This is a genomic window from Hymenobacter sp. B81 (genome assembly GCF_044628455.1).
GTDB lineage: Bacteria > Bacteroidota > Bacteroidia > Cytophagales > Hymenobacteraceae > Solirubrum.
The window spans coordinates 409,945-436,007 of sequence record NZ_JBIYZW010000001.1; the positions used below are offsets into that span (position 1 = coordinate 409,945).

Genomic DNA, 26,063 nt, shown 5'->3' on the forward strand with positions numbered 1-26,063 from the left:
ATGGTAAGGGCCCGTGACGGTTGGGCGTCACGGAGGTAATTAGTCGTTGCGCTGCAGGCTGGCTTTCAACAGTGCCTGCGCTGGGTCGGCTTTGGCGTACACGACGGCCGTGGTGTCGCCCTTCCGGTGGCCTCGCATGAAAGCACGGCTGGTGCGGGCGCGCAGCGTGTAGTCCTGCCCGCCCACGCGGTACCGAATCGTAACGCGCCGGCTCTTGATGGTTCGCCGCCGGGTGATGATGCCCGTGGCAACGCCCGGGTTTTTCAAGATGAACGCCCGCTTTTGCCGGGTTTCCTGCCTGACCTTGTACACAATGCCCACGCACAGGGCAATGGCCAGCACGATTCCCAAGAGCAGAGCCGCTACTTGCTTGCGGTTGGTAGATGTGGCGTTTAGGGTCGTCACTGGTATGGGGTTTCGTGGGCTGATGCCGGCCTAAGCGCTGTTCGCCGCACGGCCAGAAACCAGTCCCCCTCTCCGGCGGGGAGAGGGGGCTAGGGGAGAGGTCCGTTAGTTGAGCGTACTCACCATCTTATCCGAGAGGCCCAGCATCTTGGCCGTGCCGGCCAGCTGGGTAATGGTGTTGCGCGTGGCGTCGTCGCCGGCCTTGTTCATCATTTGCAGCAGCAGGGCCGAGATGCTCAGGTTCTTCACGTCATCGGAACTGAGGCCGAACTGGTTTACGAACTTGGTGATGTTGGTTTTGAAGTCGCCGCCGTTGCCATCGAGCGGGAAAAAGGTGTCCTTCACTGTGGTCAGCACCTGGGAGTTGCCCACGGCGCGGTCGATGCTCTTGCCCTTGGTAATCGAGCCGATGATCTGGTCGAAGAACATGGTCTCGCCGCCCACGATGTCGATTTTGGCGGCTTTCAGCGCCTCGGCAATAACGCCCGACTGCGCGGCCGCAATGTCCTTCTGGATGCTGATTTCGGCCAGCTCCACGGCCTGGTCCTTGGCCAGGCGCAGCTTGAACTCCTCGTGCTCCTTGCCCACGCCGTCGAGCTTCTTCATGGCGTCGGCCTTGGCTTCGATGCCCTTGGCTTCCACCGCAAACTTCTCCTCGCTCACGCGCACTTCGGCCAGGCCCTTCTTCTGCTCGGCGTCGGCCATGGCGTCGATGACGTCCACGTCGACCATGGCCTTCTCGCGGTTGACCTTGGCGGCCACGATGCCGATTTTCTCGTCGGCTTCGGCCTGGGCGGCGGCTTTGGCCTGAATGGCCTGGGCCTCGGCCGAGGCGGTGAGCTGGAGCACGGTGGCCTCGGTTTCGCCTTCCTTCTGGCGGGCTACGGCCTTGGCCTGCATCACCTGCGCTTCGGCCAGGCCCACGGCAGTGGCTTTGCTGGCTTCGGCTTCGGCCAGGGTGCGAATGGCCTGGGCCTTGAACTCAGCCGAGGCTTTCTCGGCTTCGGCGTCGATAAGGGCCTGCTTGGCGCGGAACTCGGCGGCCTGCTTGGCCATGTCGGCTTCGCCCACCAGGCTCACCGTAGCAGCTTCGGCCTGCTGCTTGGCGGCCGTAATGGCTACCAGCTTGTCACGCTCGGCCTGGGCCTGGGCGCGGGTGTCCTTGATCTTTTCCTCTTCCTGCACGGTGGCCTTCTCCACCGCAATTCGCTCCCGGATGATGGCCTGGATGTTTTTGCGCTCCTCCTCCACGGCCTTTTCCTTCTCGATCTGGGCCAGGGCCACAATTCGCTCCCGCTCGTTGGCTTCCAGGGCCTGGGCCTGCGCCACGCGCTCGGTTTCCACCGCGTCGGTGCGCTGCTTGTTGCGCTCGGCCACCAGCACCTGCCGGTCGCGGTTCTGCTCGGCCACGCGCACTTCCTCCTCGGTGGTCAGGCGGGCGCGCTCCGATTTCAGGGTTTCTTCCTGCTGCACCTTGGCAATTTCGGCCGACTCGCGGGCCTTGATGCTGGCAATTTCGCGGCGCTGCTTTTCCTGGTTTTCGGTGAGCTGCTTTTCCAGCTGCAGGATGGTTTCCTGCGCTTCCACGTCCTGCTTCTTGATGGTCTTCTGGGTTTCCCGCTCGATGGCGTTGGCCTGAATCTTCTGCTCCGAGGTCAGGGCAATGATTTTCTTGATGCCCTCCGCGTCCAGGATGTTGTCGTGGTTCAGGGCCGACAGCGGTGTCTGCTCCAGGTAGTCGATGGCGCAGTCGTCGAGCACGTAGCCGTTCAGGTCGGTGCCGATGATGCGCAGGATTTCCTGCTTGAATTGCTCGCGCGAGTTGTAGAGCTCGATGAAGTCAAACTGCTTGCCCACGGTCTTGAGGGCCTCCGAGAACTTGGCGTCGAAGAGGTTTTCCAGTGCGGCCGGGTCGGAGGCGCGACGGGCGCCGATGCTCTGGGCCACCTGCACCACGTCCTCGGCCGTTTTGTTGACGCGCACGAAGAAGTTCACCTTCACGTCGGCCCGCAGGTTGTCTTTGCACACGAGGCCTTCCTTGCCGGCGCGCTGAATGATGATGGTTTTCAGGGTGATGTCCATCACCTCGAGCTTGTGCAGCACGGGAATGACGAAGATGCCGGAAAACGACACGCGGGAGTCGCCCAGGCCGGTGCGCACCAGGGCTTCGCCCTGCACGGCCTTCTGGTACATCTTCACCACAATGGCGACGATGCCCAGCAAAAACAGGCCGACTATAGCCAGCACTGCCAGGGATAATTGTTCAAGCATGTAAGTAAGGAGTAGAGTTGGGTCGGGAGGAAAGTGAAAAGCAAGTGGCAAATCAGGTGGCCAGCAGGGCCAGTAGGGCGCTCAGGAAGCGGCCCACGGCGTAGCCCGCGGCGGCCAGCCAGTCGGTCAGGGTGGTCGTGAAGTCGAGCAGCGGGGTCAGATAGGGCAGTAGGTCGGGCAGGATCATAGCGGTGGTTGGTGTGGGGTTAGGCAAAAAGCGCGAAAACATCAGTCAGCATCTCCTGGCCGAGCAGTCTGCTCGGGGAGGGGCCGCTCAGCGGGCATCGTAGGGCTCGATCAGGTAGCAGCGGCGCGCGGCGTCGTAGTCGATGACCAGGGCCGTGTCGCCCTTGCGCAGCTCGCCGGAGGCCGCGCGCACATTGAGGGTGAGGGCGGCGCCCTCGGCCCGGATGCTGGCCTGGCCCAGGTGCTGGCGCGAAGTGGGCAGCAGCACGGTGCATACTTTGCCCACGGGGTTGAGGCTGCCGGCCTGGTCTTTTTCCAGGCTGGCAAACAGCTTCACGAAGGGCAGGGTAAGCACCTTGGCCACCAGCAGGCTGCCGATGAACAGCGGCACGGCCAGCACCAGCCCCAGCAGCAGCGAGTGGTTGCCGAGGTAGTAGTTGACGAGGATGCTGCCCACCCACAGCGGCAGGGCCACGAAGCTCAGAAACACCATCAGCGGCACGCGACCCAGGTTGAAGAAGGCCAGCGCGTTGTTGATCCAGTCGACGCCCATGTGGGCGTGGTGCGGGCCGTGCGCGTCGGGACCCAGGTCGGCGTCGGGGCTCACGTGCAGGTCCAGGGTTTTGAAGTCGAGCAGGCCGACCATCACCGTGAGCCAGTAGAGCAGCACGAAAATGAGCAGGCCCGTGGCCAGCAGGTTGGGCGGGGAGGCCGCCGCGTGTAGCAATTCAGTCATAGGATAGCCGGCTTAGGTGAAGGTAAAACATTGCGGCGGCAAACCCAGCGGCCGCGTGCCGGCCCGGCGGGGCCGGCTTAGGCTGGGGGCGTGTTGAGGCCCAGCTTCTGCTTGAGGGCCTGCAGGTCGGCCGCGGCCTGGCCGCCCCCGGCCTGCAGCGCCCGGTCGATTTCCTGGTCGAGGCTTTTCTTTTCCTGGGCAATTTCGCCGTACGACTCGGCCAGGGCTTCTTCCACGGCTACTTTTTCCTTCATGCGCTCCAGCAAAGCCACCGTCCCCGACGAGTCGAGCTGGGCCAGCTGCTTGTTGATGGTTTTGGTGGCGGTGCTCACCGTCACGCGGGCCTTGAGGGTTTTTAGCTCGTTTTCCCACTGGCCGATGGTCTGGCGCAGGGTCTGCACGTTCTGGTCGAGCTGCTGCGCCGACTGCTCGAAGCGCTGCTGGTCGGCGGTGGCGCGGGTGGCGTGGGCTTCGTGCTCGGCCTTTTTACCCAGGGCTTCCCCGGCCAGACGGTCGGCTTCGGCAGTTGCCAGGTCTCCCTTGTGGGCGCGCTGCAGCAGCAGCACCGCTTTGTTTTCGTAGTCGAGGGCCTTGCTGCGGGAGCCCTCGGCCTCGTTGCGCGCCCGAATGCCCATGGCCTTCACCTCGGCCAGGGCCTGCAGGCTTTTGTCGAGGTCCTGGCGCAGGTCGCGCAGGGCCTGCTCGGTCATTTTGATGGGGTCTTCGAGCTGGTCGATGGCGGAGTGCGACTCGGCCTGGCCGATTTTGAAAAGACGGGCGAAGAGGTTCATGGCGGGTAGGGCTTAGGGAATTAGGGGTTAGGTCTTAGGGCTTAGAGGGAGGAGCGGTTGGGGCTTGAGGCAGGCGACCAATGCCTAATCCCTGGGTTCCTAAGCCCTCGAAAAAGCTATCAGCTCCTCCGAAAACTCGCTGAGCAGCAAACTCAGGGAATTCAGCACGGCCTCCAGCTCCGAGAGGTCGAGGGTATCGATCTGCAGCGTGTCGCGGAAGATGACCTTGCGGCCGGAATCGTCGAGGGCGAAGGCGCCGTGGATGATGTCGCGGTTCTTCTGCAGCAGGCGCTGGTACACCTCGCACGAGGGAGCCGGCAGCTCCAGGAGGTACTGCTCCAAGATCAGGAGCGGCTCGCCGCAGCCCAGCACCAGGTTGCGGATGCCCTGCGCAGGGTGGTCGACGACCAGAATGCCGTCCGATTCGTCGGCGTGGCGGATGTCGAAGCCCAGCGTGAGCAGGTGGCGGTGAATAGTGGCAAAGTAAGGGTTGGTCATAGGCAGGGTGCGGTGGGTAGGGTTATGAGCATGGCTCAAATAACTGGCGTTGGGAATGCGGGTTCTGAGGTGGTTGTCGTAGCTTTACGCTGCAAGAATACTGAAAGTTTTGGCTATGCTCAAAGTTTGAGCGTAAAAATTTTTCGGCGTAATGTCCTACATCGGCAACAATATCCGCAAGATACGCACGGTTAAGAAGCTGAGCCAGGCGGCTTTTGCGGAGCTTTTCGGGCTGGCCCGGCCCAGCGTGGGTGCCTATGAAGAAGGGCGCTCCGAGCCCAAAATGGAGACCTTGATTCAGATTGCTCATCATTTTGGCTTGTCGGTAGACCTGCTACTGACGAAAGAATTGACCGTAAACGACCTCTACGGCTTCGATATCTTTCAGCAGGACATCCAGGCCGGGCCGGTAACCGATGCCGTGGCCGAGGCCGACAAGCTCAGCCAGGTAACGCCCTGGGTGAAGGCCGACCGCGTGCTGGAGTACATCGTGCACTACCACGATAAGGCGTTCGTGGACGCCCTGCCGGCCCTGACGCTGCCCCACGCGTTGGGTGCCGCCACGCGGGCCTTCGAGATTCAGGGAGCCGAAATGCAGCACCAGCAACAGGGCCTGCGCCACCAGGACGTGGTGCTCTGCCGCCGCGTCGACCGCGCCGCGCCGCTGCTGCGCCCCGGCCGCATCTACGCCTTCGTTACGGCCAGCCGCCTGCTGGTGCGCCGGCTGGTAGAGCGCCTGCCCGACGAAAAGCTCAAGCTGCGCGCCGACAACCCCGACTACGGCACGCTGGAATTTGCCCTCGACCAGGCCCTGGAAATTTGGGAAGTGAAAGCCGTGTTTACCACCCACCTGCGCCCGCCCTCGGCCCTGGAAGAGCGCGTGAGCCGGCTGGAGCAGCAGCTAGAGGAGCTGCTGGGGCGGCTGGAATAAGCCCCGTCAGCCGTACTTTGCCGCTGCCTTTCGCCTTTTCGGGCCCGCCGCGCCCGCCATTTTTCCCCTCATGAGCATGTTGACCATCCGCAGCCTGGCCGAACTCGAACAGTATACCGGCCAGGAACTGGGCGTGTCGCCTTACCACACCATCACGCAGGAGCAGATTGACCGCTTCGCGGCCGCCACGCTCGATTACCAGTGGATTCACCTCGACGCCGAGCGGGCCCGCACCGAGTCGCCCTTCGGGGCCACCATTGCCCACGGCTACCTCACGCTGGCGTTGCTGCCCTACTTGTGGGGGCAGGTGGTGACCATGGAAAACCTGAAGATGCAGGTGAACTACGAAATCGAGAGCCTGCGCTTCAACCAGGCCGTGACGGTGAACAGCGAAGTGCGCCTGCGGGCCCGGCTGGTGGCGGTCCGCAACCTGCGCGGCATTGCCAAGGCCCAGATTGAGGTGACGCTGGAAATCAAGGACAGCCCCAAGCCCGCTTACAACGGCCTGGTAACCTTCCTCTACCACTTCGAACAATAGCCGCTGCGGTTCACGGCCGCAAGTAAAGCGTAGCTTCAGGTAGCGGCCCCCTCCCGCTGGTGCCCCAACCGCCCGCGGCAGCGGGGCAATGCTGGTTTGGGCCGGGCGGAAAAACTATTCGTCCAGACGCTCGAAGACGGGTAAATAGCCCAGCACCTGCAAGGCGCCGATGCCCAGGAAGAGCAGGCCGATCAGCAGCAGGAACCCGGTGCCGGCCGGCCGGGCATCAGCCAGATCCACGTTTTCGGGGTCGAGCGGGTCGTATACCACCGCTATTTCCTGGCCCACGGCGTAGCGGCCCGCCTCGGCCGCCGACTCGGTTTCGGCTTCCACCGTGCGCCCGGCGGGCGTGGTAAAACGCACCCGGGGCGTAAGCAGCCGGCGCGCGGGCGTCAGCCCGATGAGCAGGGCCGCGGCCACGACGCCCCGCCGCTGCCGGGCACGCTGGTTGCGGCGGCCCAGCCCGGCCGCGGCCGTGAAGAACGCGCCCATTACCAGAAAGATGATGGCTTCGGCGGGAAAGATCAGGGGCATGGCAGTTCGACGAGCAGCGGGGGCTTAAGCTAAGCAGGACGGAATATTTTCGCCATCCTATTTTGCTTACTTACTAGTAAGTAAGTAGCTTTACCCCGTCATGCCCACCCCCGCAACCACCTTCGACACCCGCACCCGCATCCTCAATCTGGCGGAGGAGCTGCTGCTGGCCCGGGGCTTCAATGCCTTCAGCTACCAGCACATTGCCCGGGAACTGGCCGTGAAGCCCGCTGCCATTCACTACCACTACCCCAGCAAGGAAGACCTGGGCGTGGCCGTTATCCGGCGGCAGCTGGCGCGGCTGCGCAAGTGGCGCGAGCTGCCCCGCGTAACCGAGCTGACCCCGCCCCAGCAGTTTGAAGCCCTGGTCGACGTGTACCTCAACCGCGCCGCTACGGGGCAGCAGGTGTGCTTTTTCGGGGCGCTGGCGGCCGAGTTTCAGACCCTGCCGCCGGCCATGCAGCAGGAGCTGCGTACGCTGAACGTGGAGCTGACCGAGTGGCTGGCGGGCGTGCTGACGGCCGGCCGCGCCGCCGCTTCCCTGCACTATCGCGGCCACCCCGTGAGCAAGGCCGCGCAGCTGCTCACCACCCTGGCCGGCGCCCTGCAGGTGGCCCGCGTGCACGACGAGCAGCAGTGCCAGCGCATTGTGGCGCAGGTGCGCGCCGAGCTTCTGGAGCCCGCCTGAAAACCACTGCCTGCGTTTGTTTGGCCGGCCCGCTCGGCCCCGTTGGTTTACTTCCCTTCTGCCTGGTTATGCTGAATACGTTTTCGCCCGCTTACGAGTGCCGGGCGCGGCACGAGCCGCTGCCTGCCGCGCACACCGAGTTTCGCTACGCCGAGCCGCCCGGCATCGGGCTGGTACGCCTGATGTTCCGGCTGCTGGCGGCCGTTTCCACCGAATGGGCGTTTCGCGCGGCCTGGCGCACGTTCTGCACCCCGCGGCGGCTGCCGCGCCGGCGGTGGGAAGAGGCCACGCTGGCCACAGCCCGGGCCTTTCGGGTGCCCTTTGAAGCCGGCGAGCTGGCCTGCTACGAGTGGAACCCGCGGGGCCGGCGCACGGTGCTGCTGGTACACGGCTGGGAGCACCGCGCCGCGTTCTGGGGCGTGTTTGCCGATGGACTGGTGCGCGCCGGCTACCGCGTGGTGGCCTTCGACGGGCCCGCGCACGGCAACTCGCCCGGCCGCCTGACGACGCTGCCCCAGTTTGGCCGCGCCACCCAGGCCGTAGCCGACTACCTGGGCGAGGTGTGGGCTGTGGTGGGACATTCCTTCGGCGCGGCTACCACGGCCGGGCTGCCGGTGCAGTTCAACCGCGCCGCCGACGGAATGCTGCCCCGGCTGGTGCTGATGAGCGCACCCGGTAGCACCCCCGCCGTGGCCCAGCGCTTTGCCGATCTGCTGCAGCTGCCCGCCGCCGTAGTGCAGCGCATGAGCCGGTTTATCCAGGAGCAGACCGGCCGCGACGCCGAAAGCTTCAGCCTCACCCAGGCCGCCGCGAAAATGCAGGCGGGCCGCGTGCTGCTCTTGCACGACTGCCAGGATGAGTCGGTGCCCTTCACCGAAGCGCAGGACGTTGCGCGCAGCTGGCCCGGCATCGAGTTTCAGCCGACCACCGGGCTGGGCCACAACAAGATCATGCGTGACCATGGCGTGATTCAGCTGGTGGCGCGGTTTCTGGCCTAGGTTTTTCGCCCGCCGAAGACGCTGCAGTTTGCGCCGAGGCCGCAGCGTCTTCGGCGGGCTGCAAACGCCGACTGCTAGATTTCCTCCTGGCCGGCTTCGTTCAGCTCGCGCAGCAGCTGGCGCAGCGCGGCGGGGTCCTGCACGGCCTGCAGCACCAGGGCGAGGTAGTCGGCTTCGGCGCGCAGGTCGCGCTTGAGCTGGCGCAGCTCGGCTTCCTGCTTTTTACCCGTCCCCAGAAAGGCGTTTTTGTCGCCGTACTTGAGGTGCTGCAGGCGCAGCTTCAGCTCGGCTTGCTGCTGCTGCAGGGCGCGGGTATAGCGGGCCAGCAGCTCGTCCGAATCCGTGTCGGCTTCCCCGGCGCCGTGCTCAGCCAGCAGCTGCAGCAGGGCGTAGAGGTCGTTGGCTTCGTAGGCGCGGGTAATGCGCTGCATGCGCGCGGTTTTTTGCTGCGCCACGGCCGGGTCGCGCTCCAGGTCGGGGTGATTGGTGCGGGCCAGCTGCCGGTACACGGCCTTGGTGCCGGCCTGCAGGCGCTGCTGATCGGCTTGCAGCGCGCGGGCAGCGGCTTCCTGGTCGCGCTCGGCCTTGGTTTTGCGCTTGCCGCGCTGGTGGGCGTAGTGCTCGTGGTGCTGCTGCGCCTTGGCCGCCACGGGCGCCGACTCGGCTTCGTCGTCCTCGAACTTCGGCACGGGCCGCCGGGGTGCGTAGCGCAGCAGCAGCTCGTCGACTTCCTCGCCGAAGCGCTGCTGCAGGGATTGGGCGTTGCGCCACAGCAGTTCCTTAATGCGCTGCTCTTCCAGGCGGCTGAAGTAGCCGGTGGTCAGGGCGGCTTCCAGCGGCTCGAACAAGCGGCGGCGACTAGCCACCACGGCATCGGCGAGCGGGCCTACCTGGCGCCAGTACTTGTTTTTGGCCTCGCGCTGCTCCTTTTCCAGGGCCTGCACCTGGTCGCGCAGGTTTTCCACGGCCTGCACGGCCGCGCGGAAAGCCTGCTGCGCTACCGTGCCCGGCTCGGGCTGCGCGGGGCGGCTGAGGCCGCGCTGCGCGGCGGGCGTGCGCGACGAGTCAAACTCCTCAAACTTGGGCAGGGGCATCGGAACGGGTTTCGGGGAATGGCGGCAAAGGTCGGCAGGGCGCGTGGCCCCACAAGGCGTAGGCTACCGCGAAGGTCTGGCAGTGCGCGTCCACGATGTCGCGCAGCCGCTCGGAGTAGCCGCCGCCCATGCTCACGGCCACCGGCAGCTGCCGCTCGTGGCAGAGGCCGAGCACCAGCTCGTCGCGCCGGCGGCAGCCGGCGGGCGTCAGGGCCAGCTTGCCCAGCTTGTCGGTGGCCAGCACATCCACGCCGGCCTGGTAGAACATGAAATCGGGCTTCACACGCTCCACCAGATCGGGCAGCGTGTCGTGTAGCAGCTTTAGATAGGCATCATCCGTCATGCCCAGGGGCAGCGCCACGTCCAGGTCCGACTGCTCCTTGCGCAGCGGGTAATTGGCCCCGGCGTGCATGGAGAAGGTAAACACGCGCGGCTCGTGGCGGAAGATGCGGGCCGTGCCGTCGCCCTGGTGCACGTCCAGGTCCACGATGAGCACCTGCCGCGCCTGGCGGTGGTGCAGCAAGTGGGCGGCAGCAATGGCCAGATCGTTGAGCACGCAAAATCCCTCGCCGCGGTCGGCAAAGGCGTGGTGGGTGCCGCCGGCCAGGCTCAGGCCCACGCCGTCGCGCAGCGCGTGCCGGGCCGACTGCACCGTGCCCGCCGCCGACGAGAGACTGCGCCGCACCAGCTCGGGACTTTGCGGCAAACCCAGGCGGCGCACCTCGGCGGGGGAGAGACGCAGCTCTTTCACCTTGCTCCAGTACTCGGCCGTGTGAACGCGCAGAATGTCCTCCTCGGCGCAGAAGCCCGGGTCGTAGATGTCCACCGGCTGCGCGATGCCCTGCCACAGCAGCTGCTCGCGAATCAGCTCGTACTTGGCAATGGGAAAGCGGTGGCCGGCGGGCAGCTGAATGGAGTAGCGGTCGGAAGAGGCGAGGCAGGGCATGGGAGGCGCAAGGGGCTGCTCGTGTACGGACGGGAGCAGGGCAGAGGCTTAGTCGGCCAGCTGGCCATCCTGCCGCAGCCAGTCGAACAGCTGCTGGGCCATGGCCGACACGCGAGGCCGGTCCCGGTACGTGAGCCAGGCCATTTCCTCGATTTCGGCCGCGGGCTGCAGCGTGCCTTCGTACTCGGCCGCGTAGCAGCTCATGCGCAGCAACGTGCCCGCAGGTTGCGCGTGGGCCGGCGCCTCGAAGCTGCCCAGGAAGCGCAGCGTAGCGGGCCGCAGGCGCACCGTCAGCTCCTCCTCGATTTCGCGCAGCAGGGCCTGCTCGTCGGTTTCGCCGGCTTCGCGCTTGCCGCCGGGAAAGTAAAACCGGTTATGACCCCGGCTGCGGGCGGCCAGAACCTTGCCTTCTTGCAAGTGTAGCCAAGCTACTTTCTCAATGATCATCATTCGTTGTTGGGCTGGCGAAATGCAGAGTTGCTTCAATGCGCAAAGCAAGTAGAAACGGTGGCTTAATACTAATTGCAATTCAAGCGTGATAGGTAATTAGGCCGGCGGGTTGCCGCCCCAGGGTATTGAATAAACCAGGGTGAAAAATATTTTAAAAAACTCCTGAAAATATTTGGTTGGTGAAAAATAACCTTTCTACCTTTGACCCGTTCAAAGCCCCAAACCTACACGACCCAACGACTTCATTCGTCATGCGCCGCCACTTCAACCAATATCTCGGTATGCCATCCAGCCTGGAGGATAAGATCCAGCCGGGGTTCGGCGCGCACGCAACGGAGTGAAGCTCTTTCGATAGAAGCTCAACTTGCAAAACGCCCGAATCCTACCAGATTCGGGCGTTTTGTTTTTCACTTGCTTGCTAACTCGTTTACCGCCATGATGCCGAACCGCCAATCCCAGCCTAGCCTTGCTGCCCGCTTAGCGGTGCCCGCGCTGCGGTGGCGGAGCGACAACAGGCCAGCCAGCTGCCCCAATACCCCGCCGCGAAAACGCAGCTGCTAACGGCACTAGCTACCCGGGCCGATGGCTGTTCCTCAGACCTGATTCACGGTAATTAATTCCTGGATTTGCGACTACATAATTGTCGCCTGGGAAAATATTGCCCGAATTATTCCTGCAATAAATACCTGCGCAACCGCAATTAATCACGCATTAATTGTTGGCCAGAATTCCACACCCTTTTGCCAGACACCACCATGTACGAATCGTTCAGACTTCTGCTTCAACCAGCCGCTCCCGCGGCCCCCTTTATGTCTGATTCTTCAATCGGTAATAGCCCCCGCGCGGGGCACCCCGACCGATGGCCAACCGCCTCAAACCCCTACCGCACGCCGTCTGGCAAGCCGAGCAAGCCCGCATAGTCCTGGCAGCAGCCCGGCGCGTCGACTGGCGCCGCATGTCGCCCAAAGAGCAGGTGAATTACCTGTTCAGCGTACAGGGCCCGCTGCCCGTCATTGACGCCCACTTCGGCGAAGACTCGGCCCTGGCGCAGTTTTACCGCCACTGCGCCCACGAAAAAACCTGGGAGCAGCGCGACCGGTGCGCCGCCCTGCTGCGGGGGCTGGCCGCCAAGCGCAGCACCCTGCTATGGCGGCCCGAGCTGGCCCCGGCCCTGGCCGCGGTAGCCGACTTTCAGCGCCACCGCTGCCGGGAGCTGGCCGACTGGCAGCCCCGCTCCCGGAATCCCTTCCGGCAGCTGGAAAGCCTGGTGCGCCACCTCTTCGACCAGTACGGCGACGTACCGGCCTGGATTATCAACTCCTGGACCGCCGGCCGCCTCCACGACGGCCTCAACATCGCCGACCTGACGGTGCACCTGGGCCGGGGCGGGGCGCTGCGCACCTTCCACCGGCTGCCGGTGAAGCTTACCCGCAAGGTGGAGCACCACCTGCGCCTGGCGCCGGCGGGCTACACTTTCCTGCAGGCCCTGCGCTACGCCCAGCTCGCCGCCCGCGAGCTGCCTCAGTGGCTCGGGCCGGTGCTCGACTCCCGCCTGGGCCGCTGCCTGGAGCGCGACGACGAGTTCTGGCTGCGGGTGGTGGAGTTCTTCGCCGCCGCGCCCATGGTCGACCCCTACCAGCTCGGACCGGTGTGCGACTGGATTCACCGCAAGCGCAGCGTGGGCATCGGCGACGAGCCGGCCCAGCCGGGCTTTTCGCTGAAAGGCCGCTCGATGCAGAGCGTGCTGGAGCAAACGGCCAAGTGGCACCGCCAGCTGGCCAAAGCCGCTCACCGCCAGCCCGACAACGAGCCGGCGCACAGCACCACCTGGGAGCCGCTGCCGGTGCAGGATTTTGCCGGCGGCAGCAAGTGCAAGGTGCGCATCACCCAGCTGCTCAGCTACTGGGACCTCATCGACGAGGGGCGCGCCCTGCGGCACTGCGTGGCCTCCTACCTCGGCGCCTGCCAGCGGGGGCGCAGCGGCATCTTTTCGCTCACGCTGGATGGCTCCCGGGCCCTTACCCTGGAGGTGCAGGCCAACCGCACCGTGGTGCAAGCCCGGGGCCTGCTCAACCGGCGCCTCAACGAGGAGGAACTGGGCTGGGTGCAGCGCTGGGCCACCGATAACCGCCTGCTGATTCCCAAGCACCTGTTTGGGTAATCACCTGAGAATACTGTTCCGCCGGGCGTAGCCGGGGTACTCCGTGCAATGGTGCCGGATGGTAGTAAGGGAAGACTACCGATCCAGCGGAGTGCTTCAGCTGCGCCCGACCGGACGACCGGCACCGCCGCCGTACTGCCCGAAAATCAATTGTTCACCACCTCATTATCTCCCCACTTACTATGCGCTTCAACTTTGGATTCCGCAAAAACAAGCCGGCCGACGTGGTGAACCACGCGGGCGCGGCGGCCTACTCCCTCACCCCCCAGCTGGAGCTGTACGCCGCCGTAGCCACGGCCGCGCTCAGCGACCAGTTCTACGAAAAAGCCGATACCCGCCTGCAGCGCCTGCGCGAGCTGGTGGCCAAAAACGAGCCGCTCTTCGTGGCCCGGCTGGCCGTGTACGCCCGCGAAAAGATGCACCTGCGCACCGTGCCGCTGGTGCTGGCCGTGGAGCTGGCCCGCCTGCACCGCGGCGACAACCTGGTGAGCCGTCTGGTAGCCCGCGTGGTGCAGCGCGCCGACGAGATTACCGAGCTGCTGGCCTTCTACGCCCTGGCCAACCAGCGCCAGGGGCCGAAGCAGCTGAACCGCCTCTCCAAGCAGCTGCAAAAAGGACTGGCCCTGGCTTTCAACCGCTTCGACGGCTACCAGCTGGCCAAGTACGACCGCGCCGGGCAGGTGCGCCTGCGCGACGCCCTGTTCCTGGTGCACCCGCAGGCCAAAAGCCCCGAGCAGCAGCAGCTGTTCGACCAGCTGGTGCGCGGCGAGCTGCCCACGCCCTACACCTGGGAAACCGAGCTGTCGGCCCTGGGCCAGCAAACCTTCACTTCGGATGCGGCGCGGCAGACGGCCGTGCGCCAGAAGTGGGAGGAGCTGATCGGCAGCGGCAAGCTGGGCTACATGGCCCTGCTGCGTAACCTGCGCAACATCCTCGAAGCCGAAGTATCGGCCGGGGCCATTGCGCAGCTGACGGCAGCCCTGACCGACGAGCGGGCGGTGGCGCGCAGCAAGCAGCTGCCCTTCCGCTACCTGGCGGCCTACCGCGAACTGCTCACGTTGCGCTCCGGCCACGTAGCGGGCATCCTCGCGGCGCTGGAAACGGCCATAGCTCACTCCACGCAGAACCTGCGCGGCTTCGGGCCCGACACCCGCGTGGTGGTGGCCTGCGACGTGTCGGGCTCCATGCAGCAGCCGATTTCGCCGCGCAGCAAAGTGCTGCTCTACGACGTGGGCCTGGTGCTCGGAATGCTGCTGCAGCGCCGCTGCCAGCACGTGGTAACCGGCATGTTCGGCGACCGGTGGAAGCGCGTGCCGCTGCCCCAGGACCGGGTGCTGGGCAACGTGCAGGAACTGTACCGCCGCGAAGGCGAGGTGGGCTACAGCACCAACGGCCACCTGGTGGTGCAGGATTTGATTCGCCACAACGAGCGGGTGGACAAGGTGATGATTTTCACCGACTGCCAGCTCTGGAACAGCACCGGCGACGGCCACGACCTGGCTCAGGCCTGGCGCCAGTACCGCCGCACGGTGGCGCCCCGGGCCCGCCTGTACCTGTTCGACCTGGCCGGCCACGGCCACGCCCCGCTGGACGTGCGCGAGCCGGACGGCGTGGCGCTCATCGCCGGCTGGTCCGACAAAGTGTTCGACGTGCTGCAGGCGCTGGAAAACGGCGGCTCGGCCCTCACTGAAATCGAAACAATAGATCTGTAAACCCACGCGGTTGGGGGCGGCAGCATAGTCAAGCGGGCTGCCGCTCCCGCGCTACCAACTCTTTTTCGTCATGAAACCCACATAATCAACCTTTCTGCTGACCGATTCACTTGGCCGGGTGCCGTAAACGGGCGCTGCTTCGTGGTTTGGTTTTCGGGTGCAGCGCAACGGTTGCTGCACCGCGCAGGTTCGAATCCTGCTGCCGGCGTCCAGCCCGCAAACGAAAACGTGGCGCACGTTACCGGTTGCCCCGGCCAACGAATTGAGTCAGCATGGCATACAGCCAGTCGGGTGTCGTAGAGAAGCGCTACTTCGGGTCACAAGTTCGAATCTTGTTTGCCTGACAGCCGCTCCCGGCTGCGGGCAATAGCTCAGTTGGTAGAGCAGAGCGGCCCACGGGCCGTACGTTACGCTTGTCGCCTCATTACCCCGGCTGGCTGAAGCCATTCCATCGGGTGCCGTAGCTCAGCCTTACTTCGCGCCATTACCGCCCAGGTCGCGGGTTCGAATCCCGCCCGCCGGCCTTTCGGGACCGGCGGTAGCTCAGTCAGATAGAGCAGGACAGGCCGGGCGCCCAGTTGCCCCGATGGATTTTCTCACTGTTTACCAGGTGCCGTAGGAGGGCGTTACTTCGGCGAGACCTTCGGGTTGAGCGGGTTCAACTCCCGCAGCCTGCCGCTTCGGCAGCAGGTGGCGCACCTGATCCGTGCGCCAACAGCGCCTCCCCGCCGTTGCCCCGGTAAGCAGCTTGTTTTTTGATTGGTGCCGTAGCGCAGCCATACTTCGCGATTGGACGATGGGGTCGTGGGTTCAAGTCCCACCTGCCCGCGGGCAGTAGCTCAGGTGGTTAGAGCACATATGTAGGCTGCGCGCCTGTTGCCCGATCATGTTTTGCGGGCAGGCCCAGGTGTCGTAGGAGGGTCATACTTCGGGCCGGGGAGGAAGCACATTCCTTTCCGGCATAGCAGACCCCCGCCGGTTACCCCTGGCCTGGTCCCCGCCCCGCGGCCGGATGCCATAGGTCCGCGCTCCTTCTGCTGACCGTTCATCAGCCCTGAAACCAGCGCGAACCATCCGTTGCTCCGGCTTTTCGCGGAGTTTTTCTTCATCAGCGGCCGGCGGTGGCACCACTTACTGGGTGCCGCCGCCTCGCAACCCGGAAGCCCAACGCGCTTCCGTTCATGCAACTTCTCATTATGGCACAACAACTACGCGGCAACGACTTGCGGGAACTGGGTTTCCCGGAAGGCCGCGCCATCGGGCTGGCACTGGCCCAACTGCAGCGCAAGCACCTGAAGCGACTCTCGCAGACGGATCAGCTGGCCCTGCTCAAATTGATTCTGCAAACCCCCAACAACTTCCTCACCGACCTCGACTGGAGCCACACGGCGGCGGCTTTGCTGCCCCCGCCCCGCCGCCACATCGAGCTGACGGCGCGCAAGGACTACGTCACCTTTGGCAGCGAGTACATCGAGCCGGGCGCGGTGCACCAGATGGAAACGGCCATGAAGCTGCCCGTCACCGTGGGCGGCGCGCTGATGCCCGACGCCCACTACGGCTACGGCCTGCCCATCGGTGGGGTGCTGGCCACCGACAACGCCGTGATTCCCTACGCCGTGGGCGTGGATATCGGCTGCCGCATGGCCTTGTCTATCTTCCCGCTGCCGCCGCTCTACCTCATGCAGCGGGTGCAGGAGCTGAAGAACGTGCTGCTGGCCACCACCAAATTCGGCAACCGCGACGGGTTTCGGCACGGGCAGAAGCTGGGCCACGAGGTGCTGGAGCGCGACGAGTTCCGCAGCATTCCGTTTCTGCGCAACAAGCAGGAAACCGCGGCGGCTCAGATCGGCACCTCCGGCTCCGGCAACCACTTCGTGGAGTTCGGCATCGTGGAAATCCTCGACCCGACCAACGAAATGGGCGTGCCCGTGGGCCAGTACCTGGGGCTGCTCTCGCACAGCGGCTCGCGCGGCCTGGGCGCCGGCGTGGCCAACCACTACACCAAGCTGGCCATGGACACCTGCCAGCTGCCCGCCGAAGCCAAGCACCTGGCCTGGCTTACCCTCGACGCAGAGGGCGGGCAGGAATACTGGGCGGCCATGAACCTGGCCGGTGACTACGCCTCGGCCTGCCACCACCAGATTCACCAGCGCGTGGCCAAGGCCCTGGGCGAGCGGCCCCTGGCGAAAGTGGAAAATCACCACAACTTCGCCTGGAAGGAGCGCCTCGCCGACGGCCGCGAGGTCATCGTGCACCGCAAGGGCGCCACGCCCGCTGGCGCGGGCGTGCTGGGCGTGATTCCCGGCTCGATGACGGCGCCCGGCTTCATCGTGCGGGGCCGTGGCGCGGCCGAGTCGCTGTCGTCGGCCTCGCACGGAGCGGGCCGGCTCATGTCGCGCACCCGGGCCAAGGCCGAGCTGGGCGAGGCCGAAGTGCGCCGCCACCTGCAGGCCCACGGCGTGGAGCTTATCGGCGGCGGCCTCGACGAGGCGCCCATGGCCTACAAGGACATCTTCGCCGTGATGCAAAGCCAGCAGGAGCTGGTGGACGTGCTGGGCACCTTCACGCCCAAAATTGTGCGCATGGACGGCGGGGTGTAACCTCAGGTTGATGAAGCCCCATGTCCTTTCTGCCAAGCCCCGGTGCCCCCGCGCCGGGGCTTTTTGCCGTGCCACCGGCTCAGCCAGCGGCCGCGGTCAGCAGCTGGTCCAGCGCGGCGGCTTCGGTTTCGAGGGCCTCGGCCTGCAGGCGCAGCAGGTGGTACTGGGCACTCAGGTCAGCGGGCAGGGTGGTGGGCCGCAGGGCCAGCCAACGGTGCCGAAACCAATGGTGCCAGGCCGGCCAGTCCGTGCCCGCGGCGGGCTCGGCGGCGGGGGCGGGCGGCAGGCTGGCGCGCAGGGTGGGCAAGGCAGCGGCCCAGCGGGCGGCCAGAACCGCCTGCGCCTCGAAGGGCCGCAGCTGCCACCGCAGGCGCCGGGCATGGTGCTGGCAGTAGCGGAGGCGAGCTTCCAGGGGGCCGCGCTGCGGCGGGCCATAAGCGGGCGTCGTCAGCGGCTCGGCCGGCAGCAGTTCCCGCCACGGCTCCAGTTGCTGAGCCACCTCCATGGGCATGTACCGGTCGCCCGATTCGTAGCGGCTCAGCTGCGGCTGGGTCAGCCCCAGCCACATGGCCAGCTCGTGCTGAGAGAGGCCGAAATAACGGCGTACACGTTGCAGCAGCGAGTCGGAAAAGCGGGCGTTACGGGCCATACTGGTATAAATGGAAGGTAATCATCGAAAATTTAGGCCACGCCCTGGCATAAATATCCACCCTTGACACGCTATTTATGTCAGCGCCTGGCATAAATCATTCGTCATTCCAGACGGTATATGCCAAAGCAGTGCGGAAAGTCGGCTTGCTGAAATGGAGCGGTCATCCTGAGCGCTTCGCCGGAGCCGGGGCTTCGGCCCGCAGGTGGCCAAAGGCCGAATCGGCCTCGACGGTAACCCTGGCCGCGGCTCCTGCGCTACACCCGGTACCATCCTTCCCCCGACCCACCATGGCCAAAAACACCCAAAAACTCCACGGCAAGGACCTGCGCCAGCTCGGCTTTACCGACGACAAGCACATCAGCCTCGCCCTCGACATTCTCGACCAGCGCGAGCTGCGCAAGCTCGATAAAGGCAGTGCCCTGGCCCTGTTGCGCGAAATCAAGGCCGACCCGTTCAAGTACGTGCGCGACCAAACCTGGCGCCCCCTGGCCCAGGAGCTGGTGCCCCAGCCCCGCCGCGACGTGGCCCTCAACCCCAGCATCAAGGACTACCGCCGCTACGGCGACGCCTTCATCGAGGACGGGGCCCGCAAGCAGATGGATACCGCCATGCAGCTGCCCGTGACCATCGACGGGGCGCTGATGCCCGACGCCCACCAAGGCTACGGTTTGCCCATCGGCGGGGTGCTGGCCGTCGACAACGCGGTGATTCCCTACGGCGTGGGCATGGACATCGGCTGCCGCATGGCCCTGTCGGTGTTCGACGTGCCGGCGCGCTACCTGGAGCAGCGCCGCGACGAGCTCAGGAAGCTGCTGCACAACCACACCCGCTTCGGCAACAAGGAAACCTTCAAGAACCCCGCCGACGACCCGGTGCTGGCGCGGCCCGAGTTCAAGGAAATCGGGGTGGTGCGCGGCAAGCGCGAGGCGGCCATCAACCAGCTCGGCTCCTCCGGCTCGGGCAACCACTTCGTGGAGTGGGGCATCGTCGACATCACGGCCGAAGACAACGAGCTGAACCTGCCGCTGGGCCAGTACCTGGGGCTGCTCTCGCACAGCGGCTCGCGCGGGCTGGGCGCGGCCATTGCCCAGCACTACACCAAAGTGGCCATGAACCGCTGCCCGCTGCCGCCCGAGGCCCGCTACCTGGCCTGGCTCGACCTCGACACCCAGGAAGGCCAGGAGTACTGGGCAGCCATGAACCTCGCGGGCGACTACGCCTCGGCCTGCCACCGCGACATTCACCGCCGCCTCAGCAAAGCCCTGGGGCAGGACGTGCTGGCCAAGGTCGAAAACCACCACAACTTTGCCTGGAAGGAAGAGCTGCCCGACGGCCGTGAGGCCGTGGTGCACCGCAAGGGCGCCACCCCGGCGGGTCGGGGCGTGCTGGGCGTTATTCCCGGCTCGATGACCGCGCCCGGCTTCATCGTGCGCGGCCGGGGCGAGCGGGACTCCATCCAGTCGGCCTCGCACGGGGCGGGGCGGCGGCTCTCGCGCACCCAGGCCAAGCAGCAGGTGAGTGAGGGCGAGCTGCGCCGGCTGCTGCGCGACCAGGGCGTGGAGCTGATTGGCGGCGGCCTCGACGAAGCGCCGATGGCCTACAAGGACATTCACCAAGTAATGGCCCACCAGCGCGACCTGGTGGACGTGCTGGGCTCGTTCACCCCCAAAATCGTGCGCATGGACGCCGGCGGCGGGGGCAAGGGCAAGAGCCGCTACGGCGGCGAATAGCGGACCGGCGGCCGGCCCCATCCGCTGAACGCACAACGGCCCGCCAACTCGCGTTGGCGGGCCGTTTCGCTGGGGCCGGCCGGCTAGCGGCGGCGGGCGTCGCGCAGCTTCTTGAGGCCGTAGGCGGCGCCAGCGGCCAGCAGCAGCGAGGCGCCGCCGTCGAGGGGCACGGCCGTGGGCTGGCCGGGCTGGGGGCCGCCCGAGCCGGGGTTGCCCTGGGCCAGCAGGGAGGTGGAAGCCGGGAGCAATAGCAGCGCGGCGGTGCAGGCCAGCCCGCGCAGGGAAGAGCAGAAGTGATGCATCGTTGGAAAAAGCTGGGAATGAGGCCGGGCGCCACCAGCCCCGGCGGCGGCAAGCCGCGCGGGACCGGGGCGCGTGGGGCCGATCAGGAAAAGGTTATTCTACCACCAGGCGCTTGTTGACCATGCCCTGGGCGGTGCTCAGGCGCAGGGTGTACACGCCGGGGGCCACGCCGCTCAGCGACAAAGCCGGGGCATCGGCCGTGCGGGCCGCGGGTAGCTCGTGGCGCCGCACCACCTGGCCCAGGCTGTTGACCAGGCTCACCGCTACCGGCTGCTGGCGCAGGGCGGCGGGCAGGCCCAGCGTAACCTGGGTGCGGGCGGGGTTGGGGAACACGGCCACCTGCTGGCTGAGCGAGGCCGGGGCCGTGGCCAGCACCTGGCGCGAGCTCACCAGCAAGCTGAAGCGGCCGCTGACCGGCGCGCCGGCCGCAACGGCAAAGGTGTAGGCGGGCTGCTGAGCCAGGTCGACCACGGCGCCGGTGAGGGCGTCGCGCAGGTAGGCGAAGCGGCCGGCGGGCAGGCGCAGCAGCTCGGTGGCCTGCAGGGTGTAGCTGCCGGGCTGGGCCTGCACGCGCAGGGGCACGGTCACGTCGGCGGCGGCGAGGGCCGGCAGGGCATTCACCGACAGCAGGGCGGCCGGGCTCATTTCCGAGGCCAGCGCGGGACCGTTGCCGGCCAGCAGCTTGTAAGCATCCAGGGCGGCGTCGAAGCCGGCGGTGGCGCCGGGCTCGAAGTACACCACAGCATCATCGGCCGCACCGGTGGCGGCGCGCAGCTCCAGGCGCACCAGCGGGGCCGTAGCGGCGCCGCGCTGGAACACGGGGCTGGCGTAGGTGGTCAGGCGGTCGTCGTTGTCGAAGGACACGGCGCGCACCACGGCCGCGGCCGAGACGGAGGCCCGCACGAAGAAGCCTTGACCTGTGCCGATGACGTTGGTGCCGCCGTTGGTGCCCACGCCATTAGCCACGTAGGTGGAGTAGGTGCCGGCGTAGGGGCCGGTGGCGCGGTACACGTACACGGCCGCGTCGACGGAGGAGCGGCTTACCAAATCCCAGTTAATGGGCGAGGGGTAGGGGTTGCCCAGCAAATGCCAGCCCGACTCGGCCTGCGGGCCGCGGGTGAGGCCGCTCACTGCGATGGGGCCGTTGTTGAGCGTGCCCACGAAGTCGACGGTCTGCGAAGCCGGGATGTTGACGGTGTAGCCGCGGCCCACCACCAGGGCATCACCCAGGGAACCGGGCGAGAAGAAGCCCTTGTCGAAGTCCTGCGGCACGGGGTTGCCGCTGGTGTTCACGCGCTGCTCGTCGTAGCCGAACACGGTGGGGAAGGGCGTAACCAGCGTGGGCGTGGGCGAGGTGTTGTAGGCCGGATTCACCACCGGGGTGTAGCCGGGCGTGGCCAGGTCGGCCACGGTGCTGCCGCTCACCGGCGCCGAGTAGTGGCGGTAGCCCGGCCCGGGGTTGAGCGCGGGGCTGATGTAGCGCTGCACGGTAGCGGTGCCCTGCACCACGGCCGCGCCGTTGTTGATGACGTGGGCTGTGCCGGCGGCGTTGGAGAGCAGCGTCAGGTTGCCGTTGGAGGCCAGGTTGCCGTTGAGGGTGAGCACGCGCTGCACCTGCACCGGGCCGCTGGCCACCACCCCGGCCGGACCGGCCGTGAGGTTGTGGAACATGGTCATCGAGCCGGCAATGGTTTGGGCGGCGGGACCGGTGAAGCGCACTTCGCCCGTGCCCGCGCCGCTGGTGCTGCCGCCGTTGTTCTGGAAGTTGCCCGCCAGGGTGAGCACGCCGCCGTCGTTGGTGGTGAGGGTGGCGCCGCTGCCCAGGGTGAGGTTACGCGCCTGCTGGGCGCCGCTCACCACCGGGTCGTTGGCCACGTTCGGAATAATCACGTCGTCGTTGGCCCCGGGCACCTGCGCCGGGCTCCAGTTGCCGGCCGTGCCCCAGTCCGTCGATACCGCGCCCGTCCAGGTGAGGGCGCCCGTGATAACCGGGCCGGGGGTGAGGAAGGCTGCTACGCTGGTCAGGTTCGAGCCCGCGCCGATGCGGCCCAGCAGGCTGGCGCCCCCGGTGCTCAGGTTGACGCTGTAGAGGTTGTCGGCGGCCGAGCCGGTGGGCGAGGCTACCAGGAAGGCCGCGTTGGCCGGCGCATCGGGGTCGGTCAGGTCCGAGTACACGTCGAAGTCGACGCCGGGGTTCACCGTAATGCCGCTGGGACCCTGGTCCACGTAAGTGCCCGCGTTGGCGTTGGTGGAGCGCAGCAGCACCTGGCGGGCCTGGTCGTAGCCGTAGAGCGTGGTGCCGGTGTTGGCGTTGTTGTCGTTGTTGGTGTAGGCCGCCCCCGAAATGGTGGGCGTGCCGCCGGGGTTGCTGAGCGTGCCATCCACCAGGAAGGCGCCGTCGGCGGGGTTCATGCGCAGGTTGGCCTGGTTGGCGGCCGAGGTAATACGGATGCGGTCGACGGTGGGGTTGAAGTCGAAGCCGATGGCGTTGGCCGTGGTGCCCAGGTTCAGCGTTTGCAGGGCGCCGATGGCGGTGAGGGCGCCGCTGGTCAGGTTCAGGCTGTAGAGCTGGCCCTCTTGCGTGGTGGCGTTGTAGCCCAGGGCCAGCAGCTGCCCGGTGGCGGGGCGGAAGTCGGCACCAACCAGCACCTGGGTGGCGGGCAGGCCGGTGATGTTGACGGCCGAGCGAATCACGCCGGGGTTGCCCGAGTCAAACGACACCAGGTTGCCGCCGGCCACGCCGTAGAGCAGGCGGCCCACGAGGGCCAGCGAGTCATTGGCGCCCATGAGCTGGGCGGCCACGTCGCGCACCGGAATGCCCAGGCCGATGGCGCCGGCCAGCGTCGGGGCGCCCGAGGTCAGGTCGAGGGTGTAGAGGTTGCTGGTGTTCTGCCCGTTGGGGTTGGCCGTGAGGAAGGCCCGGTTCACCGAGCTGCCGCGGTCGTAGTAAATGTCGAGGTCGACCAGGGCGTTGGCCGGGTTCAGGGCCAGGCCGGTGGGGTTGCCCACGGTGTTGAGGGTGCCGGCGTTGGGCGGGTTCTGAATGGCCAGGATGCTCAGGGCCTCGTCGATGTCGAAGAGCACGGTGCTGGTGCTGCCGGGGTAGCTGTTGGTATAGCCCACCGCGCCGATGCGGGGCGTCTGGCCGGCGTTGGGGTCGGCGGCGGCGTAGGCCAGGGTGCCATCGGTGGCGGCCAGCCCGCCCGTGACGGGGTTGAGGCGGTAGTTGGCGCCGTTGGTGCTGACCACCCGGATGCGGTCGACGGTGGGGTTGAAGTCGAAGCCGATGTTGTCGGAAGCTCCGCCCAGCTCCAGGCGGATGGCCGGCGCTACGGCGGTAGCCGCGCCACTGGCCGGGTTAATCACGTAGAGCTGGGAGTTGGCGCCCGCCGTGGCCGCGTCGTAGCCCAGGGCCATGAGCTGCCCGGTGTTGGGGCGGAAGTCGGTACCCACGATGGTCTGCCCGGCCGTGACGCCCGAGAGCGGCACCGCGGAGTTGATGTACTGGGGCGTGCCCGAGTAAAACGAGAGCAGGTTGTTGTTGGTGTTGACGGCGTAGAGCAGCTGACCGCTGGGCGCTGGGGCGGTGCGGTTGATGCGGATGGCAATGTCGGTGATGCCCACGCCCGTGCCGTTGATGGCCCCGGCCAGGGTGGTATTGCCGTTGGCGGGGTCGACGCGGTAGAGCAGCGACACGAACTGGCCGCCCTGCACCTGGTTCACGTTCAAGTAGAACTGCTGGTCGTTGGGCCCGAAGGCCACGATGTCCAGGTCGGTGCTGGCGCCGGGGGCGTTGATGGGCGTGGGGTTGCCCAGGGCCGTGGGGGCGAGCGTCAGCACGGTGTTCTGGGTGCCGGCGTTGGGCGGGTTCTGAATCAGCAGCTGGGAGCGTTGCTCATCGATGGTGTAGAGCGTAGTGGTAGCGGCCCCGATGTAGGAGTTGGTGTAGGCGGCCGCGCCCACGTAGGGGTTCTGCCCGGCGTTGGAGTCGCCGGCGGCAAAGGCCAGGGTGCCGTCGGTGGTGACGGCCCCGGTGACGGGGTGCAGGCGGTAGTTGGCGTCGTTGGTGCTCACGACGCGGATGCGGTCCACCGTGGGGTTGAAGTCGAAGCCGATGCGCTCGGCGGCACTGCCCAGGTTCAGGGTCATGGCGGCGCCCACGGGCGTGGCCACGGCCGTGGTCTGGTCGATGACGTAGAGGCGGGCGCGGGTGCTGTCGGCGTTGTAACCCAGGGCGTAGAGCTGGCCGGTGGCGGGGCGGAAGTCGAGGCCCACCAGCGCCTGGCCGGGCGCCACGCCGGTAATGGCCACGCGGGTTTGCGAGGTAGCCGGGCTGGCCAGGTTCACCGAGGTCAGGTCGGTGCCGGAAAGGCCGAACACCACCTGGGCCTGCACCGACGAGACGGTGCCCAGCCCGAGCGTGCCGACGGCCAGCACCGCGCAGGTGCGACGCCAGAACCCGGAAGAAGGGGAGAAGGGTACTGCTGTGTTCATACTAAGGTTGTGGAAGAGTGAAGGTGAACAGACCGGTACTCCCGCCGGCGGACAGCCGCGGGGCGGGCAACGGGGAAAGCTACGTAAGCGCGGGAAAAGCAGATTGGATTATCGGTGATTAAATTAAGATTAAGAAGCAGTGGGGGCCTGGCTTCCGGACCTCACCCCCCCGGCCCCCTCTCCGGGAGGAGAGGGGGAGCCAGGAGTTGATAGCTAGCAGCTGGTGTACGGAGAGAGGGCACGGCGGCGCGGAGTAAAGAAGTGGGGCCACGGCTTGGAGCCGTNCGAGACCCGGAACGATCGGGGCCGGAGCCGGAAGGGTTGGGGCCTCACCCCCCGGCCCCCTCTCCAGGGGGAGAGGGGGAGCCGTGGCGGCGCGGGCGGGGCGTGGTGCCACGGCTTGGAGCCGTGGCACCACTACGTTTAAGCGGCCCGGCCCCGCTTACTGAAGCTATCAGCTGTCAGCTAACAGCTAATAGCTTCGGTAAGGGTGAGGCAGCGGGATGGCGTGGTGTTGAACTATAAGTGAATTAATTAAGAATATTTATTGACGCGGGTATTGTGCGGCTGGGGCGGAACGGCTAGTTTAAGCCCATCATCAACCCAAACTCTTTTTCCAAACCCAAACCCATTCATCAGTATGGCACGCGTATCCAACAACATTATTACGCAGGGGCTCAGCGGCACCATCGGCGGCACCCTGGTATTCCGACAGGTGGGCAGCAAGACCATCGTTTCGGCCGCCCCGCGCGACACCGACAAGGAGCCCACGGCCAGCCAGCGCCTGCACCAGGAGCGGTTTCAGATGGCGGCCCTCTACACCAAGGCCCAGCTCACCGACCCGGCGGTAAAGGCCGAGTACGAGGCCGGCCGCAGAGAGGACAGCACGGCCAGCGCCTACGCCATTGCCGTGGCCGACTTTATTCAGGCGCCCGACATTCACGAGGTTGATTTGACCGACTACCAGGGGCAGGCCGGCGACACCATCCGCATCCGGGTGACCGACGACTTCAAGGTGCTCAGCACCACGGTGCGCATCGAGAACGGCGACGGCTCGGTAGTGGAAGAAGGCGCGGCCGTGCGGCAGGCCAACGGCATCGACTGGGTATTCACGGCCACCAAGCCCAATGCCTCGCTGGAGGGCGACAAAATCACCATCCGGGCCACCGATAAACCCGGTAACCTGACCACCGACAGCCGTTTGCTGTAGCCCAACGGTTTCCTGGTTGCGTACAATTCAGCGCCCCTGCCGGAACCAACCGTCAGGGGCGTTTTGAATATACGCACTATTTACTCACCCCTTGGGCACGGCGAAGGTGCCTTAGTGGGAAAATGCAAGAAACTG

General features: G+C 66.3%; 22 protein-coding genes. 9 read left to right on the plus strand and 13 right to left on the minus strand.

All coding sequences use genetic code 11. From position 1 onward, the window contains the following. Nucleotides 1-39 precede the first annotated feature (39 nt). From ACE191_RS01700 to ACE191_RS01725, 6 genes are all read right to left on the minus strand, one after another. Nucleotides 40-405: a hypothetical protein gene (locus tag ACE191_RS01700; RefSeq protein ID WP_400190446.1), complete on the minus strand. Its 366-nt coding sequence runs from the start codon at nucleotides 403-405 to the stop codon at nucleotides 40-42. Between the two features lie 105 nt (nucleotides 406-510). Continuing rightward, complete coding sequence (locus tag ACE191_RS01705; protein WP_400190447.1) at nucleotides 511-2,676, minus strand: flotillin family protein; 2,166 nt, start codon at nucleotides 2,674-2,676, stop codon at nucleotides 511-513. Between the two features lie 52 nt (nucleotides 2,677-2,728). Next, entirely contained in the window at nucleotides 2,729-2,863 is a 135-nt protein-coding gene (locus ACE191_RS01710) for a hypothetical protein (protein WP_400190448.1), read from the minus strand. 87 nt (nucleotides 2,864-2,950) lie between these two features. Further along, nucleotides 2,951-3,598 carry a hypothetical protein gene (locus tag ACE191_RS01715; RefSeq protein WP_400190449.1) on the minus strand — a complete coding sequence of 216 codons (648 nt, stop codon included), beginning with the start codon at nucleotides 3,596-3,598 and terminating at the stop codon, nucleotides 2,951-2,953. A gap of 77 nt (nucleotides 3,599-3,675) precedes the next feature. Further along, nucleotides 3,676-4,389 carry a PspA/IM30 family protein gene (locus ACE191_RS01720; protein WP_400190450.1) on the minus strand — a complete coding sequence of 238 codons (714 nt, stop codon included), beginning with the start codon at nucleotides 4,387-4,389 and terminating at the stop codon, nucleotides 3,676-3,678. Nucleotides 4,390-4,488: 99 nt separating this feature from the next. Then, complete coding sequence (locus ACE191_RS01725) at nucleotides 4,489-4,887, minus strand: YbjN domain-containing protein (protein WP_400190451.1); 399 nt, start codon at nucleotides 4,885-4,887, stop codon at nucleotides 4,489-4,491. 151 nt (nucleotides 4,888-5,038) lie between these two features. Between ACE191_RS01725 and ACE191_RS01730 the strand changes: the two genes are divergently transcribed. Both ACE191_RS01730 and ACE191_RS01735 read left to right on the plus strand, forming a co-directional pair. Next, nucleotides 5,039-5,818, plus strand: coding sequence for a helix-turn-helix domain-containing protein (locus ACE191_RS01730; protein WP_400190452.1), 780 nt, complete (start codon nucleotides 5,039-5,041; stop codon nucleotides 5,816-5,818). Nucleotides 5,819-5,888: 70 nt separating this feature from the next. Then, the gene (locus ACE191_RS01735; protein ID WP_400190453.1) at nucleotides 5,889-6,356 is read left to right on the plus strand and encodes a MaoC family dehydratase; all 468 of its coding nucleotides are present in this window, start codon (nucleotides 5,889-5,891) and stop codon (nucleotides 6,354-6,356) included. Nucleotides 6,357-6,470: 114 nt separating this feature from the next. On the opposite strand, the gene ACE191_RS01740 is transcribed toward ACE191_RS01735, so the two are convergent. Continuing rightward, nucleotides 6,471-6,890, minus strand: coding sequence for a DUF3592 domain-containing protein (locus ACE191_RS01740; protein ID WP_400190454.1), 420 nt, complete (start codon nucleotides 6,888-6,890; stop codon nucleotides 6,471-6,473). A gap of 100 nt (nucleotides 6,891-6,990) precedes the next feature. Between ACE191_RS01740 and ACE191_RS01745 the strand changes: the two genes are divergently transcribed. Both ACE191_RS01745 and ACE191_RS01750 read left to right on the plus strand, forming a co-directional pair. After that, nucleotides 6,991-7,578, plus strand: a complete 588-nt coding sequence (locus ACE191_RS01745; RefSeq protein ID WP_400190455.1) for a TetR/AcrR family transcriptional regulator — start codon at nucleotides 6,991-6,993, stop codon at nucleotides 7,576-7,578. Between the two features lie 68 nt (nucleotides 7,579-7,646). Continuing rightward, nucleotides 7,647-8,576, plus strand: a complete 930-nt coding sequence (locus ACE191_RS01750; protein WP_400190456.1) for an alpha/beta fold hydrolase — start codon at nucleotides 7,647-7,649, stop codon at nucleotides 8,574-8,576. 74 nt (nucleotides 8,577-8,650) lie between these two features. On the opposite strand, the gene ACE191_RS01755 is transcribed toward ACE191_RS01750, so the two are convergent. From ACE191_RS01755 to ACE191_RS01765, 3 genes are read right to left on the minus strand one after another with little or no spacing between them, the layout of a single operon-like run. After that, nucleotides 8,651-9,670, minus strand: coding sequence for a hypothetical protein (locus tag ACE191_RS01755; RefSeq protein WP_400190457.1), 1,020 nt, complete (start codon nucleotides 9,668-9,670; stop codon nucleotides 8,651-8,653). Then, nucleotides 9,651-10,616, minus strand: a complete 966-nt coding sequence (locus ACE191_RS01760; protein ID WP_400190458.1) for a histone deacetylase — start codon at nucleotides 10,614-10,616, stop codon at nucleotides 9,651-9,653. Before ACE191_RS01760 ends, ACE191_RS01755 begins: the two co-directional genes overlap by 20 nt. A gap of 48 nt (nucleotides 10,617-10,664) precedes the next feature. Next, complete coding sequence (locus ACE191_RS01765) at nucleotides 10,665-11,066, minus strand: NUDIX domain-containing protein (protein WP_400190459.1); 402 nt, start codon at nucleotides 11,064-11,066, stop codon at nucleotides 10,665-10,667. Nucleotides 11,067-11,925: 859 nt separating this feature from the next. Between ACE191_RS01765 and ACE191_RS01770 the strand changes: the two genes are divergently transcribed. From ACE191_RS01770 to ACE191_RS01780, 3 genes are all read left to right on the plus strand, one after another. After that, nucleotides 11,926-13,227: a PcfJ domain-containing protein gene (locus ACE191_RS01770; RefSeq protein ID WP_400190460.1), complete on the plus strand. Its 1,302-nt coding sequence runs from the start codon at nucleotides 11,926-11,928 to the stop codon at nucleotides 13,225-13,227. Between the two features lie 182 nt (nucleotides 13,228-13,409). Continuing rightward, nucleotides 13,410-14,939: a TROVE domain-containing protein gene (locus ACE191_RS01775; protein ID WP_400190461.1), complete on the plus strand. Its 1,530-nt coding sequence runs from the start codon at nucleotides 13,410-13,412 to the stop codon at nucleotides 14,937-14,939. A gap of 1,196 nt (nucleotides 14,940-16,135) precedes the next feature. Next, nucleotides 16,136-17,539 (plus strand): RtcB family protein, encoded by a 1,404-nt coding sequence (locus ACE191_RS01780; RefSeq protein WP_400190462.1) that lies wholly within the window; start codon nucleotides 16,136-16,138, stop codon nucleotides 17,537-17,539. Nucleotides 17,540-17,618: 79 nt separating this feature from the next. Here the strand turns inward: ACE191_RS01780 and ACE191_RS01785 are convergent, their stop codons facing one another. Continuing rightward, nucleotides 17,619-18,188, minus strand: coding sequence for a helix-turn-helix domain-containing protein (locus ACE191_RS01785; RefSeq protein ID WP_400190463.1), 570 nt, complete (start codon nucleotides 18,186-18,188; stop codon nucleotides 17,619-17,621). Nucleotides 18,189-18,478: 290 nt separating this feature from the next. Between ACE191_RS01785 and ACE191_RS01790 the strand changes: the two genes are divergently transcribed. Next, nucleotides 18,479-19,921 carry an RtcB family protein gene (locus ACE191_RS01790; protein ID WP_400190464.1) on the plus strand — a complete coding sequence of 481 codons (1,443 nt, stop codon included), beginning with the start codon at nucleotides 18,479-18,481 and terminating at the stop codon, nucleotides 19,919-19,921. An 83-nt stretch (nucleotides 19,922-20,004) separates the two neighbouring features. Here the strand turns inward: ACE191_RS01790 and ACE191_RS01795 are convergent, their stop codons facing one another. Together ACE191_RS01795 and ACE191_RS01800 are read right to left on the minus strand one after the other, a co-directional pair. Beyond that, nucleotides 20,005-20,223 (minus strand): PID-CTERM protein-sorting domain-containing protein, encoded by a 219-nt coding sequence (locus tag ACE191_RS01795; protein ID WP_400190465.1) that lies wholly within the window; start codon nucleotides 20,221-20,223, stop codon nucleotides 20,005-20,007. 94 nt (nucleotides 20,224-20,317) lie between these two features. Further along, nucleotides 20,318-24,718, minus strand: a complete 4,401-nt coding sequence (locus ACE191_RS01800; protein WP_400190466.1) for a DUF4394 domain-containing protein — start codon at nucleotides 24,716-24,718, stop codon at nucleotides 20,318-20,320. Between the two features lie 640 nt (nucleotides 24,719-25,358). Here ACE191_RS01800 and ACE191_RS01805 point away from each other — a divergent pair. Beyond that, the gene (locus ACE191_RS01805; RefSeq protein ID WP_400190467.1) at nucleotides 25,359-25,928 is read left to right on the plus strand and encodes a hypothetical protein; all 570 of its coding nucleotides are present in this window, start codon (nucleotides 25,359-25,361) and stop codon (nucleotides 25,926-25,928) included. Nucleotides 25,929-26,063 lie beyond the last annotated feature (135 nt).

Coding starts and splice junctions, on each gene's coding strand:
- ACE191_RS01705 (WP_400190447.1), bottom strand. CDS start 2,676: ATGCTTGAACAATTATCCCTGGCAGTGCTGGCTATAGTCGGCCTGTTT.
- ACE191_RS01710 (WP_400190448.1), bottom strand. CDS start 2,863: ATGATCCTGCCCGACCTACTGCCCTATCTGACCCCGCTGCTCGACTTC.
- ACE191_RS01715 (WP_400190449.1), bottom strand. CDS start 3,598: ATGACTGAATTGCTACACGCGGCGGCCTCCCCGCCCAACCTGCTGGCC.
- ACE191_RS01720 (WP_400190450.1), bottom strand. CDS start 4,389: ATGAACCTCTTCGCCCGTCTTTTCAAAATCGGCCAGGCCGAGTCGCAC.
- ACE191_RS01725 (WP_400190451.1), bottom strand. CDS start 4,887: ATGACCAACCCTTACTTTGCCACTATTCACCGCCACCTGCTCACGCTG.
- ACE191_RS01730 (WP_400190452.1), top strand. CDS start 5,039: ATGTCCTACATCGGCAACAATATCCGCAAGATACGCACGGTTAAGAAG.
- ACE191_RS01735 (WP_400190453.1), top strand. CDS start 5,889: ATGAGCATGTTGACCATCCGCAGCCTGGCCGAACTCGAACAGTATACC.
- ACE191_RS01740 (WP_400190454.1), bottom strand. CDS start 6,890: ATGCCCCTGATCTTTCCCGCCGAAGCCATCATCTTTCTGGTAATGGGC.
- ACE191_RS01745 (WP_400190455.1), top strand. CDS start 6,991: ATGCCCACCCCCGCAACCACCTTCGACACCCGCACCCGCATCCTCAAT.
- ACE191_RS01750 (WP_400190456.1), top strand. CDS start 7,647: ATGCTGAATACGTTTTCGCCCGCTTACGAGTGCCGGGCGCGGCACGAG.
- ACE191_RS01755 (WP_400190457.1), bottom strand. CDS start 9,670: ATGCCCCTGCCCAAGTTTGAGGAGTTTGACTCGTCGCGCACGCCCGCC.
- ACE191_RS01760 (WP_400190458.1), bottom strand. CDS start 10,616: ATGCCCTGCCTCGCCTCTTCCGACCGCTACTCCATTCAGCTGCCCGCC.
- ACE191_RS01765 (WP_400190459.1), bottom strand. CDS start 11,066: ATGATGATCATTGAGAAAGTAGCTTGGCTACACTTGCAAGAAGGCAAG.
- ACE191_RS01770 (WP_400190460.1), top strand. CDS start 11,926: ATGGCCAACCGCCTCAAACCCCTACCGCACGCCGTCTGGCAAGCCGAG.
- ACE191_RS01775 (WP_400190461.1), top strand. CDS start 13,410: ATGCGCTTCAACTTTGGATTCCGCAAAAACAAGCCGGCCGACGTGGTG.
- ACE191_RS01780 (WP_400190462.1), top strand. CDS start 16,136: ATGGCACAACAACTACGCGGCAACGACTTGCGGGAACTGGGTTTCCCG.
- ACE191_RS01785 (WP_400190463.1), bottom strand. CDS start 18,188: ATGGCCCGTAACGCCCGCTTTTCCGACTCGCTGCTGCAACGTGTACGC.
- ACE191_RS01790 (WP_400190464.1), top strand. CDS start 18,479: ATGGCCAAAAACACCCAAAAACTCCACGGCAAGGACCTGCGCCAGCTC.
- ACE191_RS01795 (WP_400190465.1), bottom strand. CDS start 20,223: ATGCATCACTTCTGCTCTTCCCTGCGCGGGCTGGCCTGCACCGCCGCG.
- ACE191_RS01800 (WP_400190466.1), bottom strand. CDS start 24,718: ATGAACACAGCAGTACCCTTCTCCCCTTCTTCCGGGTTCTGGCGTCGC.
- ACE191_RS01805 (WP_400190467.1), top strand. CDS start 25,359: ATGGCACGCGTATCCAACAACATTATTACGCAGGGGCTCAGCGGCACC.